This is a genomic window from Eubacteriales bacterium mix99 (assembly GCA_038396605.1).
Classification (GTDB): domain Bacteria; phylum Bacillota; class Clostridia; order Caldicoprobacterales; family DTU083; genus UBA4874.
The window spans coordinates 980,854-1,001,137 of sequence record CP121690.1 but is presented as its reverse complement, the minus strand read 5'-3'; the positions used below and the strand labels follow the sequence as shown (position 1 = coordinate 1,001,137).

Here is a 20,284-nt window from a genome sequence, read left to right as displayed (position 1 = left end):
AATAGGGAGTCCTGATATCTTTTTCATCTTATCCCTGCCTGTGATATCCCCTGTTAGACGTGGTCCTGTTGTTTGAAACAGGACTGCGTTTCAGAAATTATAATATCACAAGAAAGTTTCTGCTGCAATCCGTGATCCCCGGATCTGTGATTATCTTTGGGAGGAAAGGGTCACCGGGCCCAGCAAACCACTGGGCGGAATCTGCATGTAGCAGGAAAATGGATCCGGAATACGCTGCACCAAAGTGTTGGCCACGATGATTTCCAGGGTGTTGGATCCTTTCTTTACCTCTTTTCCGATGTTCCAGCAATAGGGCTTGCAGATCCGTATTCCGAGATCCTGGCCATTCAGGAAAACCTGAGCCGTCTGTCCGACTTCCCCCAGATCCAGCAGGAGGGGCTTTTTTTCCTTCAACGGAAATTTGACTTTGTAACGGATCAGACCAGAGAAAGACGGATCCCCGTCCGGGCCTGTGATGTTGAACAGATTCGATTCCGTCCGATAAGGGATAAATTCCTCATCCTTTCCCATCTCTTTCCGGGAAATATCCCATGGGAGGGGGAGGACACCCTGCGATACCCATTCCGGCTCTTCCTGGAACTGTACCGGAAAGGATTCGTCAAACGAATCGAATATCAGAATCTCCGACTGATACGGTCTGAGCCGGACTGAAACGGTTCCATCCGCTGTATATCCCCTGTAACAGGTTCCGCCCGGAAGGTCCAGCTTCAGATAATCGCCGCATACCGGCAGAAGAATTCTCGCTTCCGTATCCTGATGGACCGCTTCATTGAACAGCAGAAAACAGGAGCATTCCTTTTCCCCGTCCATCTTACGGAAAAAGCCGATCCGTAGAAAATGATTCCGTGCTCTGTAATCATGAGCCAGATCCAGCTGAAACAGGATTTCCGGGAAATCCTCCGTGGGTACGACTTTTCCGGGCAGTTCCCCTTTATGAGACGGAGCCTGATCCAGGAAGAAAACGGGCAGCCCGCAACGATGCAGGCGACAGGCGGCATTCCAGAACTTTTCCGGCAGAACTGCTGCCCAGGGAACGGCAAGGAACTGATAGACATGTCCATTGATGCACATGGTTCCGTTTTCTGCGAAAGCATTCTCCAGTGCATCCAGAGGTACAATGTCATAATCGACCTGCGCATCATAAAGCTGTTTGGCCGGGACCTGTGTCATCATGCAGTCTTCCCCATTCATCCATTCCGCCTCGGCATGGTACAGCACGGCGCCGGATACCTGCCGTTCCTTGTCGGACAGGAGATGGCTGACCTGATTTACATATTCCATCAACTTTTTGAATCCGGCAAACTGAGGATCGTTGCCCTTCCCATAAAAGTGGGGAGGACAGTCGGGATCCGGATATTTGTCTGAAAAGGCATGCGGGACAAAGTGATTGATCCCCCGTACCAGGAGGAAATCCATCAGCCATTTCATGAATGGTATTCCTTCCGCCCATCCAAAGGCGCCGAACACTTCACACATGGCCCGGCCCTTCATGCGGGGATTCAGACGTGCCTGGGAAGATGCCAGCTGGGCAAGGATATAATGAAAGAAATCCGGATCGGCCACACCGCCGGAGATCCGGGCAGAAGTCCGGTAATCTGCCATTCCGGGAATCACCTGATGCAGTACGATATCGATACCGCTCATATCCTGTCCGTCCAGGGAACGGAAGAAATGTCCGCCGCTGCAGCCAAGACGTGCATGAGCGTTCATGTCCTCTATAATATGCCCGATATACTGAACCCCATGGGAGCGGCACCAATCCCCGATCTGACCGGAAAAATTCCTGCGCCATAAATGGGTGACCGTATCCATGTACGCCAGCCGGATGGAAGGAGAACAGCCTTTTATGGGATACCACAGGCCCGGGAGTGCAGAAGCAGGATGGGGGATGGAATGCTTCTCCATCCGATGGATGATTTCATCGGACCAGGGCAGGGCAACTCCCGGCTGTCCCACGGTTCGGCAATAGGAGCCCTTATCCTGTCCCCAGGGCCCAATATGCTGACAGTCCAGGCTGGGCTCATCGGAAAAGAATCCGGCCAGGGTGTTTCCGAAATATTCGTGAAAATGTTCATAATGGGGCTCATATACCGCTTCCATCAGTACCTGAACCGATTCCCGGGACAGCATGTCGATATAGTATTCACGGCCCCGGGTACAGCCCTTTCTGGTGCGGAAAATGAAAAAGACCCTCCAGCAGCCTTCCGGAACATCAAAGCAAAGAAACCGGGACCCTGTTGGAATCGTAAACAGGATGGGCTCCCCGGTCAGTTCTTCTTCCTTGCCGGTACGGCGATAAGCACAGACGGACAACAGGGTTTCCTCTTCCCCACAGGGCGGAACCAGCAGGGAAGCTCCTTTCATGGGGCCCAGTACGTCAACATGATGTTCCCTCAGGAACCATCGGCGTCGTTCCGGATATTTTTTCCTTACCAGACCGTTGGCAAAGCCGGTGGGGAAATGTTTGTCGTCGAGGACCCAGACTTTCATGTCCCGCTTTTTGGCTTCCTCCAATATGATTTTCATGTCCGCCCACCATTTGGGACCGCAAAAATCCTCATACGGCCGGGATTCCACACAGAAAGCCCTGCAGCCGCTTTCCCATATTTTCTGAATCGCCTCCGGCAATGCCTCCGTGTGTCCTTCGTGCTGCCAGAAAAAAGGCAACAGATAATTATCGGTTTTTCCTTTTCGTATCTCTGTCAGACGTTGATCCATATTGGTCACCCCTTTGATTTTTCCTGATCTTCTCCCGTATTATACCATGTTTTCATTCCCGTGTTTGCATTGGCAGCGGGTTTGTCTGCTTTACAGGAATTCATATGATTTATATAATAGGATGGGAGGGAAAACAAAAGAAAGAATGGAAGCAGAACAGAACGGAGGTTAAAAATGGAGTATTCCATAAACACAACAAAAGCACAGGAGTTTGTCAATATCACGGATCTGGTGAGACAGGCTGTTCGGGAAAGCGGGGTGCAGTCGGGACAGGCCGTCGTTTTTGTTCCGCACACGACGGCCGGGGTGACGATCAATGAAAATGCGGACCCGGATGTGGTGAGGGATATTATATACGGACTGGAAAAGGCATTTCCGGAGCAAAACGGGTATCGGCATTTTGAAGGCAATTCCCATGCTCATATCAAGGCTTCCCTGATGGGGTCCTCCTGCCATGTCCTGATCGAAAACGGAGCCTTGAAGCTGGGTATCTGGCAGAGCATTTACTTCTGCGAATTTGACGGGCCGCGGAATCGAAAGGTGTTTGTAAATATCGTAAAATAGCAATCCATTATGGAAACATCATGCTGTCGGGCATGCTGTCCATAATGCAGTTTGTTGCGTGCATTTCAGCTGTCCATGATGTAATGCAGGGTGTTATCCAAAAGGACCGGAGCCTGCCGCAGAAAAACGGCAATGCTCCGGTCCTCTTTCAAACCCAACCCCCAAAGGTTCCTTCATAATTTATTTAGCATTCGCCAGATAATCCGTTAATTGCCTGTTTGCTTCCTCCACAATTTTATCGATCCCGTTATCCTTTAATTTCTGAATGAACTCCGGCAGCTTTTGCCTGGGATCGATGGTTCCGGCGTCCAGGGCCAATGCATATTCCGCTGCAACATTGGATAATGCGCCCACTTCCGCTTCCACCGGGGTGGAATCAAAACAGTAGCCGAGAATCGGAATGCTCCTGGCAGCACCATAATACTTCTGGAACTGATCCTGGAAATCTGCACCCTGTTCCTTTTGGGGAGGCAGCAGGGTGATGTTGCCCATACCGTTGGTCCACGGCACATAATCGTCCCGTTTATCCAGGAAATTCACCATGTTGTCTTTCATCTCATAATGGGTTCCCTCGACTCCGTAATTTAAAAGGGTCATCAGATACGGATCGGTATTCAGGAGGTTCAGGAACATCACAGCCCTTTCCGGATTTTTGGAAGAGCTGGATACGGCCATCATTGCGCCCTGCGAGGAGGTGGTATCCACATATGGCGGAGTGCAGGGCACCATGGCGACTTCGATTCCCCGTTCCTTGCCTGCCTGTGCTTCATAGCCCAGGGCATAGCTTTGGGTGCCGATCAGATATTCCCCGGTCAGTTGTTTGGCACTGCGCACATCATTGGCCTGGTTGGGATTGCCCATGGCGGGATCGATATAGCCGGCATCAAAGTATTCCCGTGTCTTCTCCACAAATTTTTTATATTCGTCTGTTTCAAACTTGCTCAGGATTTTATTTGCATAGGGCCCTTCGGCGGAAACATCATTGGGATCAATGTAATAGGAAAGCAGGTTGTTTGTTCCGGAGTCGCCGGTAACGATAATACTGTTGGTCACCATCCGTTCCAGAACGGCGCCTTCAATCAGCAGTGGATAGAAATTTTTCCCTTCGCCTTCCCTGACGGTTTTCAGGATGTCTCCGAATCCGTAATAATCCGTATTCCTGATATCGTCCGCAGTATAACCGTACTTTTTCATCAGGTCCATGTTGAGGTCCCAGCAATTTTGTGTGGCGAGGTCTTTGTACCCCGGAATGGCATATACCCCCATTCCGTCTTTTCCTGGAATCTTGGCGCCCTGAATCAGAACGTCCGGCAGTTGTTTCCAAAGATCCGAGGCATATTTTTCAATAAGATTGTTTTTCGGGTCGTCCAGACGCAGCCAGGCGCCCTTCCGTGCATAGGCATTGTATTCATCAGCACTCCAGGAACAGGTAAAGTAGATGTCCACGTCGTCTCCGCCCTGAATGGACAGAACGACATTCTCATCGAAGTCTCCCCAGGTACCCCAAATGGGTTTTAAAGTAACATTGATCTTTTCCTTCAGATATTCATTTGCCTTTTCCAGGACCTCCTTGTCATCGGTGACATTGCTGCCATGCAGATACCATGTCAATGTAACCGGCCGGGAGGTATCCTTGTCCCCGGATTTTGCCTGACCGGACTTTTCATCTTCCGATTTTTTGCCCTCTGCCTTTTCCGTGGAGTCGGGAGTGACATTTTTGTCTGCAACGTCTTTGTCTTTTGTGCCGCAGCCGGCAAAAGCAGTCATTAGGAGTGTCAGGATCAAAGTCACGGAGAGCAATTTTTTCACGGACAATTTCCTTTTCATGATGGATCTTCCCCCTTATTGATAATGATTTGATAACAGGTATATTGTATTGTAAGCAGCCGGCAGCTTCTGTCAGCTGTTCTTACCGATTGGTACAAGCCATTTTGCCCCGCAGTTTCGCTTCTGTCCTGGTTCAGCCTTTGATGGATCCAATGGTAAGGCCGCTGATAATATAGCGCTGAAAGAAAGGATAGGCAAAGGCAATGGGTATGACGATCAGGACCACCAGGGCCATCCGCAGACTTTCCTGAGGAAGGTCCCTCATAATTTTTGCCGCCTCCGGTCCGATTTTGGAACTGTTTTTTACTAAAAAATCCACCTGATTCTGCATTCTCATCAGCAGATACTGAAGGGGATAATATTTCGCGTCCCGTATATACAGCATGGAAAGAAACCACTCATTCCAATAGGCCAGGGAGGTCAGCAGGGAAATGGAAGCAATGCCGGGCTTGGAGATGGGAAGAACAATATGAAACAGGGTATGATATTCCCCACTGCCGTCAATGGCAGCGGAATCCAGCAAATCAAGCGGAATGGAAGTCTGAAAAAAGGTCCGCATGATAATCACGTTAAAGGGGTTGAGCAGCGTCGGCACGATCAATGCAGCATAGTTGTCACTCAGTCTCAGTAAATTCTTGCAGACCATGTAAGTGGGAGCCAGACCTCCTCCGAACAGCATGGTAAAGAAGCAGAATACAGTAAAGAACCTGCGATATTTATAATCCTTCCGGAAAAGTGCATAGGAATACAATACGCTGATCAGAACGCTGAGGAAGGTTCCGGCGATGGTAATGTAAAAGCTGTTGAAATAAGAACGCCACAGCTGATCCCCCAAATCAAAGACATATCGGTAGGCCTGGAGGGAAAGCTTCTTTGGGAGAAAGGAATATCCGATTTCCCGGATGCTCTCCTCTGATGTAAAGGATATGATTCCGACAAAAATAAAAGGTATCACACAAACCAGGCAGAATAAAATAAGGACAATATGAATTACGAACTCAGCAGGCCGGCTGACTGTATTCATCCGTGCTTTTCTTTTCTTTTCGGTATGAGAGAACGTCATCGTTTCCACTCTTGCCATTTTTCTTTTCCTCCCTTAGAATAAACTGCTTTCCTCATCCAGTTTCCGAACAATTGTGTTGGCGCCCATGAGGCAGATGAATCCCACTACGTTCTGCAGAAGGCTGGCCGCTGTACTCATACCCGGATTGGAAGTTGCCATCAGCGCCCTGTAGACGTAAGTATCAATGACCTGTGTTGTGGGGAAAAGCGGGCCGGAGTTCATTGGTACATTATAGAACAGGCCAAAATCCGCGTTGAATATTTTTCCTACGTTCATAATAAACAGGATGGTAATCATGGGCCGGATATTGGGAATTGTGATATGCCAGACCTGCTGCCATTTGTTGGCTCCCTCAATGCTTGCGGCTTCATATTGGGTCGAGTCAATGCCTGCAATGGCAGCCAGATACAAAACAGTGGAATATCCGACGTTTTTCCAGAGATTGGCTATTGTCAGAATGATAGGCCATGGCTTGGGTTCATTGTACCAGCTGGTGACTTCCATTCCCAGATTTCTCTGAAGATTGCTGATCAGTCCCCGGGTCGGATCCAGAAAAGCCTGCACAAAATAACTGGCTACCACCCAACTGAGGAAATAGGGAAAAAACATTAAAGTCTGATAGGTCTTGGCTGCAAACCGGTTCGTTAGTTCATTCAGTAAAACAGCAAAGGTCACCGCTATGACAATGCCCAGGACAATCCACAGCGCATTGTAACCGATGGTATTGCGGATCATGATCCAGGAGTCTGTCGTGGTAAACAGGAATTTAAAATTTTTCAATCCAACCCATTCACTGTGCTGGATGTTGTGAAACAGGGTTGGGTTCCTGGTATATATCTTATAGTCCTTGAATGCCAGAACGATACCAAACATCGGCAAATACCGCAAAAGGACAAGCCATATTGCACCGGGCAGCACCATGCTGGTCAGAGCCCATGTTTTCTTTCTTTTTGCGGAATGATAGCCCTTTGTCTTTGTACGGGCCAGAGAATCAGACATTGGATGAACCTCCTTGCTTTCCTACCTGAAATAAGTCCTTGCCTTATCTATAGAATACTTCAGAAAGCAGGAGAAAAACACGTGATGAAATTGGCATCTTTCGTATAAATTTGTTCACTTTGTACGGATCATACGATTTCGGTATTCACTGGGAGTATAGCTTGTGATTTGTTTGAAAACTCGCCCAAAATAGGTAACATCAGGATATCCGACGTGATTTGCTATTTCATAGATTCGGTCATTTGTTTCATCCAGCAGTTCCTTTGCCGCATCGATGCGTATCTGATTCAATATATTGACAAAGGTATTTCCGGTTTCCCGCTTCAGTACCCTGCAGAGATGCCAGGTGCTGATGTACAGCCCATCCGCCACCTGCTGAAGATCCAGATTCTCCATATAGTGATCCCGGATATACTGAACGGATCGTACCGCCAGATATGCGGAGCCGCTGTCTGGTTTTCCGGACGCATCCAGGGCAATATCGTCATACCGGAATCCATAAAACCGGCTGACCTGTTTGCGCAGATCCTGAAATTCCTTTTCTCTCTTTCGGCTTTTTTCTATCTCTGTGATGGCATCCTGCACCGCGGCGATGATGTCCTTTTTTCTCGTGGGTTTTGTCAGGAATCGAAATACTCCCAGGGAAATTCCCCTCTGGGCATATTCAAAATCCCGATATCCGGTGAGAATGATGATCCGGGAATCCTTTCGGACTTTCCGGATTGCGCTGATCATATCCAGTCCGTCCAATTTGGGCATGCGGATGTCCGTAAGAATAATATCCGGCTGAAACCGGCGGATCAGGTCCAGCCCGGTTTCCCCGTCCTCTGCCTGCCCAACTACCCTGCATCCCATGCCTTTCCAGTCGATTAATTTATTGAGTCCCTCCAGGACCACCTGTTCATCATCGATCAGCACAATTTGATACAATTTTCTTTCTCCTTTTTGCTTTTTCCTCTGCTACCATTTTTCCGTCGGCCGGAAGGTTGATGATTACTTTTGTACCCTCCGGTGAGCTTTTTATCTTCAGTCCATATGGATTCCCATAGATCAGCTGAATGCGGCGTTGAACATTGAGGATCCCCACTCCATCATCCATAATCTGCAGGATCAGAAAATCCTTTTCATATCCGGATGTCAGGCAGATCCTACCTTTGCCCTTTGGCTCAATCCCGTGGCGTATCGCATTTTCGATCAGGGGCTGAAGAATTAATTTTGGTATGGGATACTCCAGAGTATCCGGATCCATTTCCTTTTGAAAGGTAATCTTATTGCCAAAACGTTTTTGAATGAGCAACGTATAGTTTTCCACATAGTCCATTTCCTGCTTTAATGAAACAAACTTCTGACCGTTCCGGTCAATGCCTGCCTCCATCAGATTGGAGAGCGCCATGACCATGTCGCTGATTTCATCGACACCTTCCAGCTGAGCCTTCCAGTTTATGGTTTCCAGGGTGTTGTAAAGGAAATGTGGATTGATCTGGGTCTGCAGCGCTTTGATCTCTGCATTGGCAAAGGCAATTTCCTCCTTGTAGACCCGGTTGATCAGATCGTCTATTTCCGTGGACATTTTGTTGAAGGACGAAACCAGATATCCGATTTCATCGCTGCGGTTCCATGTCATGGTGACTCCGGTCTCACCGATTTCCATTTGATGCATTTTGTTTACCAGGATATTGATTGGCTTTATGATATCCTGAAAAATATTGCTTACGGCAAGAAAGATGATGGGCAGCGTGCTGAGGCAAAGGAGCAGAATGATATGGGATTGTTTTCGCACTTCATGAAACAGCTCGTCGGAGGAAATCTGCAGAAAAAGGTTCCAGTGCAGCGGCTCGATGGTTTCATATATGATGTAATCCTCCCCGGCTTCGTATACTCCCGGTCCCTTCCTGTCCCGGATCAGACGGGTCATGGAATCCGCATGTTTTACGGCGGAACCTGCCGGCCTGAAGATCTGATCACATTTGTTGGAATAGAGATAGATGCTCTCCGTGGGGCTGCTGATATAACGATTCAGCCTGAAGTGCTGCAGATTGAGCCGAAAGACCAAAAGACCGATTTCCTGCATGTTGTTTCGGTTGCAGACCATCCGATGAAAGTAAATATCATTTACAATCCCGTCCTTTGCATCCAGATAACATTTCATCTGTGGATCTTTTCTCGCAGCATCGTACATTTCGTCCATGGGTATCAGCCTGGAGGAATTCTTTTTGATGCGGCGGCTGGAGACATACAGGCCGGACTCCTTTCCGGTAAAGCGAAAGGCCACCATATCCAGTTCCGGCCGCGCCAATAAGAGGGACTGCAGGTATCCGTCCAGTTTTCTTTTGATCAGATAGCCGGAGATATCCGATTCACTTGTATGGGAGGTTTCATTATAAGCATCCTGAATGACATCATCATACAGGATGCTGTTGGAAAAATTCACCATGCTTTTGAAGACTTCCCCCACATGGGAGGAAATATAAGAGGAATTGGTGCAGGCATAGCTGAGAAATTTATCTTTCATGGTATCCTCATAGCTTCGGTATCCGGCATATCCTACCAGAAGAATGGGACAGAGGGAGACAATGCAAAAAACAACAATGGCTTTTGTCCGGATGGATGTTCTTCGATATAACGAAAGAAGGAAATTTCTCATGCCCCGCCTGCCTCCTCACTGCCTTACTATCCCTAATATCGTTTTTCTTCGGTTTCCTGCCCGGATCCGTCTCTCAGATTCTGAATCTTTCGGACCTGTTCCAGTACATCTTCCGGCGTCTTTTCTCCTGTAACAATATAAGGAACGCCGTATTTTACAATTTCGTTGAAAGCCTCCGGCACCAGCCGGGAATCAATGGGCATATTCCGGTGCTTTGCCCGGGAAAACATCACATATCCGTCCTTTGCCACAGGACTGAGACCCGAAACAGAGACCCCGGCAGCCGGTACCCCGCCATTGGCCGCTGCCATCTTCAGAACGACCTCGCTGCCCAGAAGAGTATTCACCAGTTTCACGGCCGCTTTTCTTTTCACAGGATCCTGCCAGGCTTTTGTGCTGACGGAATATCCGGAGGACAGGCCGGCTACCAAAGTATCCGGTTCCATTTTGCCGTTGGGAGCAGGCGGCATGGGCAGCACTGTCATTTTTTTCTGCAATTTCTCCGAACATCCTCCAATCAGCCAGGAACCTTCCAGGATCATCGCAGCCTTTTCCTTACGGAACAGGTCCTGAGCCATTTCAATATCCGTCGTGGCGGCATCTTTGGAAAATCCGCCCATATCATATACTTTCCGAAGGTTTTGAAAACCAAGAATCCAGTCGGAGTTGATTCCATCGGCAAAAACGTCCTGATGACCCTTTGCACCGGCAGCTGATAGGATGAAATGCTCAATCAGATAATGGGACTGGGCCAGAGGGCCGGCAATTGGCACAATTCCTGCCTGATGGAATTTCTGAATGGCATTTTCAAATTTGTTCCAATCTGTAGGCAGCTCCACCTGGTATTTCTGAAACAGTTCCTGATTGAGAAAAAGGCCTTCATAAAATCCCGTTACCGGAAGTGCATAAATTTTTCCGTCAAATTCTCTCATTGCTTCCCGGCTGAAGTCGGTGATATCCCGGGCAAGATCCGGATAGTCCTTCCACATTTCCTCATAAGGCATCAGTTTACCTGCCTGGATGATATATCTCGCGTCCGCCCCGGTGTAAAAAAACACAACATCCAGGTCATTGCTGGAGGAGAAGTCTGTTTTTATTTTTGTTCGGTATCCATCGCCTTCCGATGTCATGGACTCGTCCGTTATCTCAATGGAGGGATTCGCATCCTGAAAATTCAGGATCGCTTCTTCATATACTGCTGCAGCCGGATCCGTTCCGCCGAACATCGTTGCGATCCTCAGGGCCGTCCGCTTCACGCCGGAGCTGTTCCTTGGATAATCCAGTATTTTTTTTGTGTCTGCGGCGTTTCTGCCACTGCCTGGACCCGTGCATCCCGTCATCAGGAGGAAGGATAACAGGATCAGGCTCACTCCGGAGCAAATTGATTTGATAAAATCTTTCATTCCAATCACAGCACTCCTTTACAGCGGGATGTCCTCTTTTTACTCTATTATACACATATTTCATAAAATATGATATAATTTTATAGTAATAAGAGAGATAGACAGCAAATAAAAATGGAGATTATGATATGAAATGGAAAAGGATATTAAAGTCAACCTTTGTGAAATACATTTTTTCCTATATCATCATTTTGGGCACCGTCGTGATCGGTGTGTACTTCATTATGAACTATCAGCTGAAGCAGGAGTACATTAGGGAATATCAGCAGGAAACGCAGGATCAGATTGCCAATGCTGCGAAAAGAATCTCAGAAGGATTTCTTGAAATCGAAAAGACAAATCTGCTTTTGTCTTCGGATATGAATATTATCAATGCAAGATATTACAACAATGAGGCTTATTCCCGTTATCAGATTGTAAAGGAGCTGGGAAAATACTGTTCCCGGAATATCCTTTCCCAGGACATTGTTTATTTTGACAAAAAGAAAGGAATGGCCTATTCCACCACCCGTCAATGTGATGTTTCAGATGGTGCGATCAATCTGACCATGCATGGAAAAGACGATATATTTCTTCCGGAAAGCTTTTATGACTCCGATGATTTCTTTGGCAGGATCTATAAGGCAACCAATGGGGTCACCACTCTGCTGGTCTTTTCCCCAAATAATTTTTCCTCGGGTTTTCGTGTTCTTTATATATTGGATGAACAGGAGCTTTGTTCCATCATGGAGTCCTGCCTTGCAAGAGGCGTCTCCGGAGTGAAACTGACCGATGCATCTGGCAGTACGATTCTTTCTGCCGGTGCTGCTTTTCCTTCTGCTAAAGAGGGCCATTCCCGCCAATCAACCGAAGAAGTTTTCAGATGGAGGTTCCCTTATCCGGCTCTGAACTTTTCCGCTGTCCTGGATCCGAACTTTATGCAGTCCTTTGCGGATACGGTATTTATCAATGCCTACTTGATGGTTGGTTTGCTTATTCTTGTTGCAGTGGGGATCATCTTCTTTTCCATGAGAATCACCTATTTTCCGTTGCATGAACTGAAAAAGCGTTTTACCAGCAGCAGGGATCCTTTTTCCAATGACATTACCTTGCTTCACAGAACCTGTCAGGAATCTGAGGAAATGAACATGCTGCTGAAGAAAAGCCTGGACAATTATAAAACCGTTATTCATGGGAGCATTCTGAATTCCCGGTATCTTTCTCGGAATATTTCAAATGTCGTGCTTGAGAACATCGACAAACTGTTTACTTCCGGGAAAAAAATGATATTGTCCGTGGTTAAAGTCCTGTTTACCAACCTTTCTGCGGAAGATGCCATCGGGCAGATCCAGCTTCACTTCCGGGAAGACCTTACCGTGGTTATTCTGGAAGCAGATCAAAAGCATACCTCGGTTTTGTTGGCAGGAGGAGATGAAAAAAATACATATGACCGGATCTTGAAAAAGCGGTTGCGAAGTCTTTCCGGGCGGATCCCTTGCAGAATTGCTTTCAGTAATTGTTCCAACAGTCTGCTGGACATTGCCCGCCTGTACAGCAATGCAACTGCAGCAGAAAGTTATCTGGACAGGAATTGCAGAATAATCGGCTACGATGATGTTTCAAGAAATGCAGATAATTACAACCGATCCTATCAATTGTTTGACCAACTGGCAGCTGCTCTGGAGCAAATGAATCCGGAAAAAAGTATCTGTCTGATAAAAGAGCTGTTTGATTCCATTGACATTCAAAATGATTCTGAGATATTCATCCGGTGTGTCCTGATTGATACCACGACTCTTATCAGCACATCCATGAACCGCAATGCCGTAAAGTATGAGACATATTATACGGTGGTTACCCATTTGCTTGATCTGTGCAGGAAAAGCAATTATGTTCAGACAAGGGAAGAAATATTGGATCTATTCTATACTTTGCTGAATATCCTGTTTTCAGAAGCTTCCGGCACGAAAATTTCGATTGCTCAGATTGAAACTTTTGTACAGGAAAATTTCTGCCATTCTGATTTTTCCATTTTGATGATGGCCGGTCACTTTCATGTCAGTACGGCCTGTATGAGCTCGGTTTTTAAAAAAAGCCTTGGAATGAACTTTTCCAGCTATGTGTGGTTCCTGCGCTTTGAAAAAGCAAAGAGACTGCTTTCTGCAACGAATTATTCTATTGAGAAAATCAGCGGGCTTATCGGTTACGATCATGCATCCAGCTTTCGGAGGAAATTCAAAGAAGAAAGTGGGGTATCCCCTTCCTCCTATCGGGAAAACATGAGAAAACCGCTGTATCTGGAGCGATAGCGTGACCGTACAATATTTCATAATAATTAAAAATATTGTGTCTTGAATTTCATAGATTATTTTGGAACAATGGAAGCAGAGATTCAAGCATGTAAACAGTGCTGTTTTATTTTACTTGAATGGAAAAATGCACAAAACTATATGTCATGGGGAGGAATGAGTATTATGCTAAGAAAAGTTGTGGCCTTATTTTTGGCAGCGATGATGTCCCTGAGTTTTGCGGCCTGTGGAGCAAAGGACAATAAGACATCCAGATCCTCAAAAGGAGCCTCCGGTTCTGCTTCATCTGAGCCGGTCAAATTACCACTTTCCAGGCCGGTTAAAATGACAATGCTTGCCATTCCCAACAGTGATGTAAAACTGGATGATACGTTGGCCATGGAAGAGATGGAAAAGCAAACAAATGTTCAGTGGAAAATCCAATCTGTCTCCGGTGCGGACCTTATAGAAAAGAGAAATCTCCTCCTGAACAGTAACCAATATCCGGATACCTTCATGAAATCGTATCTGGATGAAGGTACTCTCAATAAACATGGTTCACAAGGTACATTTGTTAAATTGAATGACCTGATTCAAAAGGATGCTCCGAATCTTACGAAGGTTCTTGCGGAAAGACCTGACGTGAGGCAAGCTATTACTTTAGCAGATGGTTTCATTTATGCCTTTCCTGAAATTGATTCTCTTACCGTCGGAAGCAATCCATTATTTATCAATCAGAAATGGCTGGATGCACTGGGACTGAAAGCGCCAACCAATACGGATGAATTTTATGAAGTGTTATCAAAGTTTAAAACCGGAGATCCCAACGGAAATGGGAAAGCGGATGAGATTCCTCTTATATGTACTACCGGCACATCTATCAACGGCCTTTATCCATACCTGGGAATAACGAATTATGGACACCTGACTTTGGTGGATGGAAAACCCCAATATATCGAAACGACGGACCAATTCAAGGAATTCCTGAAATTCTGCAAAAAACTTTATCAGGAAGAGTTATTGGCAAAGGATGCCTTTACAATGGATTTGGATCAGCAAAAAGCAATCGGTGCATCCGGCGATACTCTGGGATGTTTCTTTGAAGCAGGAGCATTTCTTACAGTAGGCAGAGACAGGGACAAGGATTTCCCTGCGCTTATGCCATTTGAAAAAGATGTTTATCCTATCGGTACCGGAACGGTCGGTGGTACCTTTGCGATAACGGATAAGTGCAAATATCCGGATATCGCCGTGGCATGGGCAGATCAGTGGTATTCAGAAGAAGGGGGACGGCTTGCCTGGATGGGTGTTGAAGGAGAAACCTATAAGATAAACGAGGATGGTTCCTGGGATTGGATCCTGGGGAAATACGGCGACCTTGGAACGCTTCGGGCCAATGCCTCGATTCAGGGATCTGCCCAGCATCCGTCTGTTCAACCTGAGATTTGGATGAAAAACGTATCCGATAAAAATGAATTAAAAGTAAATAAGGAAAGATCAAAAATCGTTGAAGTGGGAGCCAAATCATTTCCGACTTTGCACTACTCTGATGCGGACAATAAAAAAGTTGCCAATATCACGGCAGATATTGACCCCTATGTCAGTCAGTATATCGCTGAGATAGTAACCGGCCGGCAGGAGTTGGATGAAAGCTGGGATACCTATATCGATACACTTCAGAAAATGGGGCTGGACGAGCTGATGACGATCTATATAAAAGTCTATGAAGATGCAGTCAGTCAATAATTTCATGTACAGGGATGGGCAGGCAGTTTCCGCATGCCTGCTTCTTTCTCTTATATGTCTTTTACAATTGAGAAAGGAAGAGAGTTTATGCAGGCACTGACAGATACCACTTATACAGAAAAAGCAGGAAAAAGGAAAAACTGTTTTTATCGGCTGGGAAAAGACATGAAAAAGAACCCGATTCTATATCTGATGATTCTGCCCGTAGTTGCGTATTATATCATTTTTCATTATGTCCCCATGTATGGCATACAGATAGCGTTCAAGGATTTTGTCCCCAAGCTTGGATTTTTGGGCAGTCCCTGGGTGGGGCTGGATCATTTTACGCGGTTTTTCAGCGGTTATAATTTCAAGAATCTTTTGCGGAATACATTGGAAATCAGTGTATATGGGCTGCTTGTTGGATTTCCGATTCCCATATTGTTTGCGCTTTTACTGAATTATCTTCCGGGAAAATGGTTTCAAAAAAGTGTGCAGATGGTATCCTATGCACCAAATTTCATTTCCACCGTTGTAATGTGCGGTATGATTACCATTTTTCTTGCACCGGATACGGGAATCATCAATCAGCTTGTGAAGGCACTTGGCGGCAAACCTGTGGCGTTTCTGTCGGTTCCGGAATTTTTCAAATCCATTTATGTGTGGACTGGCGTATGGCAGGGCATGGGGTTTTCATCCATTATTTATATATCTGCATTGTCCGGCGTGGATTATCAAATACACGAAGCTGCAATTATTGATGGGGCGACAAAACTTCAGAGGATTCTTAACATTGATATTCCTTCCATTGCTCCCACCATGATCATTCTTCTGATTTTATCCCTTGGTTCCATTATGGGCGTAGGGTTTGAAAAGATATATCTGCTGCAGAACCCTTTAAACATGTCAGCATCCGATGTGATTTCAACTTATGTTTACCGGGTCGGCCTGATTGACAGTGACTATAGTTATTCCACTGCGATAGGACTGTTTAATTCTGTTATCAATGCCTTTTTGCTTATCATTGTGAACTCTGTGGCAAAAAGGTTTACTTCAACAAGCCTATGGTGAGGAGGGAAGACATGGAAAAAAGTAGCGCTCTGAGAACTGGAAACATCAGTCAATCGTGGCATGATCAAGTATTTGACATTGTGAATATCATAATCATGATTGCTTTGTTTGCTCTGTTCGTATGGCCTTTGCTCTTTGTTTTTAGCGCATCCTTTAGCGATCCCAATGCAGTGTGGAACGGGAAGATGTGGGGGATCCCTGTTGGCTTCAATGTAGAATGCTATAAGACCATCCTGAAATATAAAAATATATGGATTGGATATGGAAACACGATACTGTATACTGTATTGGGGACTGTGATCAATTTGGCCATGACCGTATGTGCCGCTTATCCATTGTCCAGAAAGGATTTCGTTCCAAGGAATTTGATTACTGGTATATTTGTATTTACCATGCATTTTGGCGGCGGACTGATTCCGACCTACCTTGTTGTACAAAAGCTTGGCTTGCTGAATACTGTGTGGGCTATGGTGATTCCAGGTGCCGTTTCCATTTATAACGTGCTCGTTACCAGAACCTATTTCCAAAGCAGTATCCCGGAAGTCCTGCAGGAAGTAGCGGAGCTGGACGGAGCCAACAGTGCCCAGTATCTGATTTATATTGTGCTGCCGTTGTCCGCTCCGATTCTTGCCGTTATGGCACTCTATTATGGAGTGGGACACTGGAACAGCTATTTTGATGCCCTGATTTATCTGCAGGATATGAACAAATATCCGCTGCAGATGTTCCTGAGGGACATTCTGATTCAGAATAAAGTCGATCTGAATATGATGGGGCTGGATACAACGCAGGCAGAAGCAAAACAAAAATTGGCCCAGACCATTAAATATGGAGTCATGATTGTTGCGTCGGTGCCCGTTTTGTGTTTCTATCCATTTGTACAAAAGTATTTTGTAAAGGGGGTCATGATTGGAGCCATAAAAGGGTGAGTGCACTTCCATTCCGGTGTTCCAGATGCTTACGGATGCGGACGTGGATTTTCAAAAAAGTCTGTGGTTTCAGATAATTAAAGCAGGACTGGTCTTATCAGCTCTGTGGCAGGGGTGGCGCTGCCTTGACAGGCGGAGGGCGGCATACTATACTGTTTTTGTAATATGCAAGGGAGGTTTTTTTATGAATGAGGTACGGACGAGGTTTGCCCCGAGCCCCACTGGCTATCTTCATATCGGAGGCCTGAGAACGGCTCTGTATACTTATTTGATTGCCAGAAAGAATCATGGCAAATTCATTCTCCGCATCGAAGATACGGATCAGGATCGTTTTGTCGAGGGTGCTGTGGAGCTGATTTACCATACCTTGAAGCTGGTAGGTATAAAGCATGATGAGGGGCCGGATATCGGCGGCCCATATGGTCCATATGTTCAGTCGGAACGGAAGCCCATTTATCAGAAATATGCCAGACAACTGGTGGAGCTTGGCGGAGCGTATTATTGTTTTTGTACGGAGGAACGTCTGAACAGCCTTCGGGAGACCGCAGGGCATCACGGTACATTTCGGTATGACGGCCATTGCAGGAATCTGTCCCGGGAAGAGGTGGAGCGCAGACTGCAGGCAGGGGAGCCCTATGTCATCCGCCAGAAAGTTCCCAAAACCGGCACCACTACTTTTCAGGATGAGCTGTTTGGAACCATTACGGTGGAAAACAGCACCCTGGATGACGGGATCCTTTTGAAATCGAATGGAATGCCCACCTATAATCTTGCCAATGTAGTGGACGATCATCTGATGAAGATCAATCCGGTGGTCCGGGGCAGTGAATATCTGTCGTCCACTCCAAAATACAATTTGCTCTATGAAACCTTTGGCTGGGAAATTCCTAAATATATTCATCTTTCCCCTGTCATGAGGGAGCCCGGCAAAAAACTGAGCAAGAGGGACGGGGATGCCTCTTTTGAGGACTTTTACAAGCAGGGATTTCTGAAGGAGGCCATTCTGAATTATGTAGCGTTGTTGGGCTGGAGCCCCGATGACAACAGAGAGTTCTTTACCCTGAAGGAATTGGAGGAAGCTTTTGATACCAGAGGATTAAGCAAATCCCCGGCTATTTTTGATATCAACAAGTTGCGCTGGATGAACGGTGAATATGTCAGGAAACAGGATCCGGAGGAATTTCATGCAATGGCTTTGCCCTGCTATAAAAAGGCAGGATTGCCGGGGAACATGGATCTGAGACGGGTAAGTTCCCTGGTGCAGAGCCGTACGGAAGTATTGAATGAGATTCCGGCGATGGTTTCATTTCTTGCGGAGCTGCCGGAATATGATGTGACGCTGTTTATCCACAAGAGGAGCAAGACAACTGTGGAAAACTCCCGTGAAAATTTAGCGAAGGCCATTCAGGTGCTGGACAAGCTGCCGGATTGGACGGAAGAGAACATTCAACAGGCTTTGAATGAACTGATTGCCTCCCTGGAAGTAAAAAACAGTCTGGTGTTCTGGCCGGTACGGATTGCGGCATCCGGGCAGAAGGTGACGCCCGGCGGTGCCGTTGAGATTCTTGGACTGCTCGGAAAACAGGAATCCATGAGACGGCTGCAGATCGGCCTGGAGAAGCTGAAGGCTGCAGGGGGTCGTCCGGAATGAAGTTATATTCCTGGAATGTGAACGGAATACGGGCGGTACAAAAAAAGGGATTTGTGGATTGGGTCCTGCAGGAAACACCGGACGTACTGTGCCTGCAGGAAACCAAGGCACATTTTTATCAGCTGGATGAGGAACTGACCAATATCGAGGGATACTATTCCTATTGGAATGCACCTGCCAGAAAGGGATACAGCGGGGTTGCCACCTATACCAGGGAAAGGCCGGTATCCGTGCGGTACGGAATCGGGGTGGACCGGTACGATGGGGAAGGGCGGATGATTGTCACCGAATATCCTGCCTTTACCCTGCTGAATATCTATTTCCCAAACGGACAGAAGGATCAGGATCGTCTGGATTACAAGCTGGAATTTTATGATGCCGTTCTTGTCTATTGCAGAGAACTGGTGGACGACGGGAAAAAAGTGGCGGTTTGCGGGGACTTCAACACAGCACATCATCCCATTGATTTGAAAAATCCGAAATCCAATGAGAAGAACTCCGGATTTCTGCCCATTGAAAGAGAGTATCTTGATAAATGGATGGACAGTGGCTTCATTGACACCTTCCGGTATTTTTATCCGGATACCGTCAAATACAGCTGGTGGAGTTATAAATTCCAGGCCCGACCGAATAATGTGGGGTGGCGCATTGATTACTTTGTGGTTTCTTCCAATTTGATTGATTCCGTCCGGAATGCTGATATCCTGTGTGATGTCATGGGCTCGGACCATTGCCCTGTGGCTCTTTACCTGTGAGGAGAGGGATACCTTTTCATAAGAAAATTTGAATCATTTGAATCGTTTGAATCGTTTTCTGCAGAGATGCCGGATTTCGCTTTTACTCCATATATGCCGGAATGTCATAAATCCTGAACAGGCGGCATAAGATCGGCATAGAGATATGACGTGGAGAGAATCGAGGTCGGATAGGAATGTCAGAGGGAGACAGCACTTCCATGGAAGCACTGGTGAAAATGGTTGTGGAGTCCGCTGCGGAAAAGTACAGGGAAAAAGCAGCTGAAGAAAACGCTTCGGAAAAATCCGGGGAAGTGCCGGATGCGGATTCCACGGAGCTTTCTGCAGCATCTTCTGTTTCTCCTGCTGCAGAGCCTGCGGAACCATCTTCGGAGGGACAAGTTGATATGCCTGCGGAGGAAACTGTTGATACACCTGTGGAAAAGGAGAGACGCAAAATCCATCCACATGTTCTGTGGCTATTGTTTCTGATCGTAGTCAATGCAGTTATGATCTATTTTCTGGTCCAACTGCTATCCAGCCGAATTCATATTTTGACGTCCTTTTTGCAATATCTGAATTGATCTGCGGGCTCCCGGAAACGGACAGGAAATTTATTATTTATCGGTCTCTGAAGGCAGTCCATGGATATTGAGAAAACGGATGGA

Annotated in this window: 15 protein-coding genes; 8 read left to right on the top strand and 7 right to left on the bottom strand. The window is 46.6% G+C overall.

The genetic code is table 11. The annotated features are described in order from the left end of the window. Positions 1 to 150: 150 nt before the first annotated feature. A complete protein-coding gene (locus QBE55_04110; protein WZL79351.1) occupies positions 151 to 2,739 on the bottom strand; it encodes a hypothetical protein in 2,589 nt (862 codons plus the stop codon). Positions 2,740 to 2,913: 174 nt separating this feature from the next. On the opposite strand from QBE55_04110, the gene QBE55_04105 reads away from it, so the two are divergent. Then, entirely contained in the window at positions 2,914 to 3,303 is a 390-nt protein-coding gene (locus tag QBE55_04105) for a secondary thiamine-phosphate synthase enzyme YjbQ (protein WZL79350.1), read from the top strand. A 180-nt stretch (positions 3,304 to 3,483) separates the two neighbouring features. On the opposite strand, the gene QBE55_04100 is transcribed toward QBE55_04105, so the two are convergent. The 6 genes from QBE55_04100 to QBE55_04075 form a co-directional block, all read right to left on the bottom strand. After that, positions 3,484 to 5,130 (bottom strand): ABC transporter substrate-binding protein, encoded by a 1,647-nt coding sequence (locus QBE55_04100; GenBank protein ID WZL79349.1) that lies wholly within the window; start codon positions 5,128 to 5,130, stop codon positions 3,484 to 3,486. 133 nt (positions 5,131 to 5,263) lie between these two features. After that, a complete protein-coding gene (locus QBE55_04095) occupies positions 5,264 to 6,211 on the bottom strand; it encodes a carbohydrate ABC transporter permease (protein WZL79348.1) in 948 nt (315 codons plus the stop codon). 15 nt (positions 6,212 to 6,226) lie between these two features. After that, on the bottom strand, positions 6,227 to 7,192 hold the full coding sequence (locus QBE55_04090) for an ABC transporter permease subunit (protein ID WZL79347.1): 966 nt from the start codon (positions 7,190 to 7,192) through the stop codon (positions 6,227 to 6,229). Between the two features lie 114 nt (positions 7,193 to 7,306). Next, positions 7,307 to 8,122, bottom strand: a complete 816-nt coding sequence (locus tag QBE55_04085) for a response regulator (GenBank protein ID WZL79346.1) — start codon at positions 8,120 to 8,122, stop codon at positions 7,307 to 7,309. After that, a complete protein-coding gene (locus QBE55_04080; GenBank protein ID WZL79345.1) occupies positions 8,097 to 9,836 on the bottom strand; it encodes a histidine kinase in 1,740 nt (579 codons plus the stop codon). Before QBE55_04080 ends, QBE55_04085 begins: the two co-directional genes overlap by 26 nt. A 32-nt stretch (positions 9,837 to 9,868) precedes the next feature. Next, positions 9,869 to 11,239, bottom strand: a complete 1,371-nt coding sequence (locus tag QBE55_04075; protein ID WZL79344.1) for an extracellular solute-binding protein — start codon at positions 11,237 to 11,239, stop codon at positions 9,869 to 9,871. Positions 11,240 to 11,367: 128 nt separating this feature from the next. Between QBE55_04075 and QBE55_04070 the strand changes: the two genes are divergently transcribed. From QBE55_04070 to QBE55_04040, 7 genes are all read left to right on the top strand, one after another. Continuing rightward, positions 11,368 to 13,527: an AraC family transcriptional regulator gene (locus tag QBE55_04070; protein WZL79343.1), complete on the top strand. Its 2,160-nt coding sequence runs from the start codon at positions 11,368 to 11,370 to the stop codon at positions 13,525 to 13,527. Positions 13,528 to 13,692: 165 nt separating this feature from the next. Further along, positions 13,693 to 15,252, top strand: coding sequence for an extracellular solute-binding protein (locus QBE55_04065; GenBank protein ID WZL79342.1), 1,560 nt, complete (start codon positions 13,693 to 13,695; stop codon positions 15,250 to 15,252). Positions 15,253 to 15,339: 87 nt separating this feature from the next. Beyond that, positions 15,340 to 16,302, top strand: a complete 963-nt coding sequence (locus tag QBE55_04060; protein WZL79341.1) for an ABC transporter permease subunit — start codon at positions 15,340 to 15,342, stop codon at positions 16,300 to 16,302. 11 nt (positions 16,303 to 16,313) lie between these two features. After that, positions 16,314 to 17,231: a carbohydrate ABC transporter permease gene (locus QBE55_04055; protein WZL79340.1), complete on the top strand. Its 918-nt coding sequence runs from the start codon at positions 16,314 to 16,316 to the stop codon at positions 17,229 to 17,231. A 184-nt stretch (positions 17,232 to 17,415) separates the two neighbouring features. Further along, a complete protein-coding gene (gene gltX / locus QBE55_04050; GenBank protein ID WZL79339.1) occupies positions 17,416 to 18,882 on the top strand; it encodes a glutamate--tRNA ligase in 1,467 nt (488 codons plus the stop codon). Continuing rightward, positions 18,879 to 19,637, top strand: coding sequence for an exodeoxyribonuclease III (locus QBE55_04045; GenBank protein ID WZL79338.1), 759 nt, complete (start codon positions 18,879 to 18,881; stop codon positions 19,635 to 19,637). Before gltX ends, QBE55_04045 begins: the two co-directional genes overlap by 4 nt. A gap of 200 nt (positions 19,638 to 19,837) precedes the next feature. Beyond that, positions 19,838 to 20,200 (top strand): hypothetical protein, encoded by a 363-nt coding sequence (locus tag QBE55_04040; GenBank protein ID WZL79337.1) that lies wholly within the window; start codon positions 19,838 to 19,840, stop codon positions 20,198 to 20,200. Positions 20,201 to 20,284 lie beyond the last annotated feature (84 nt).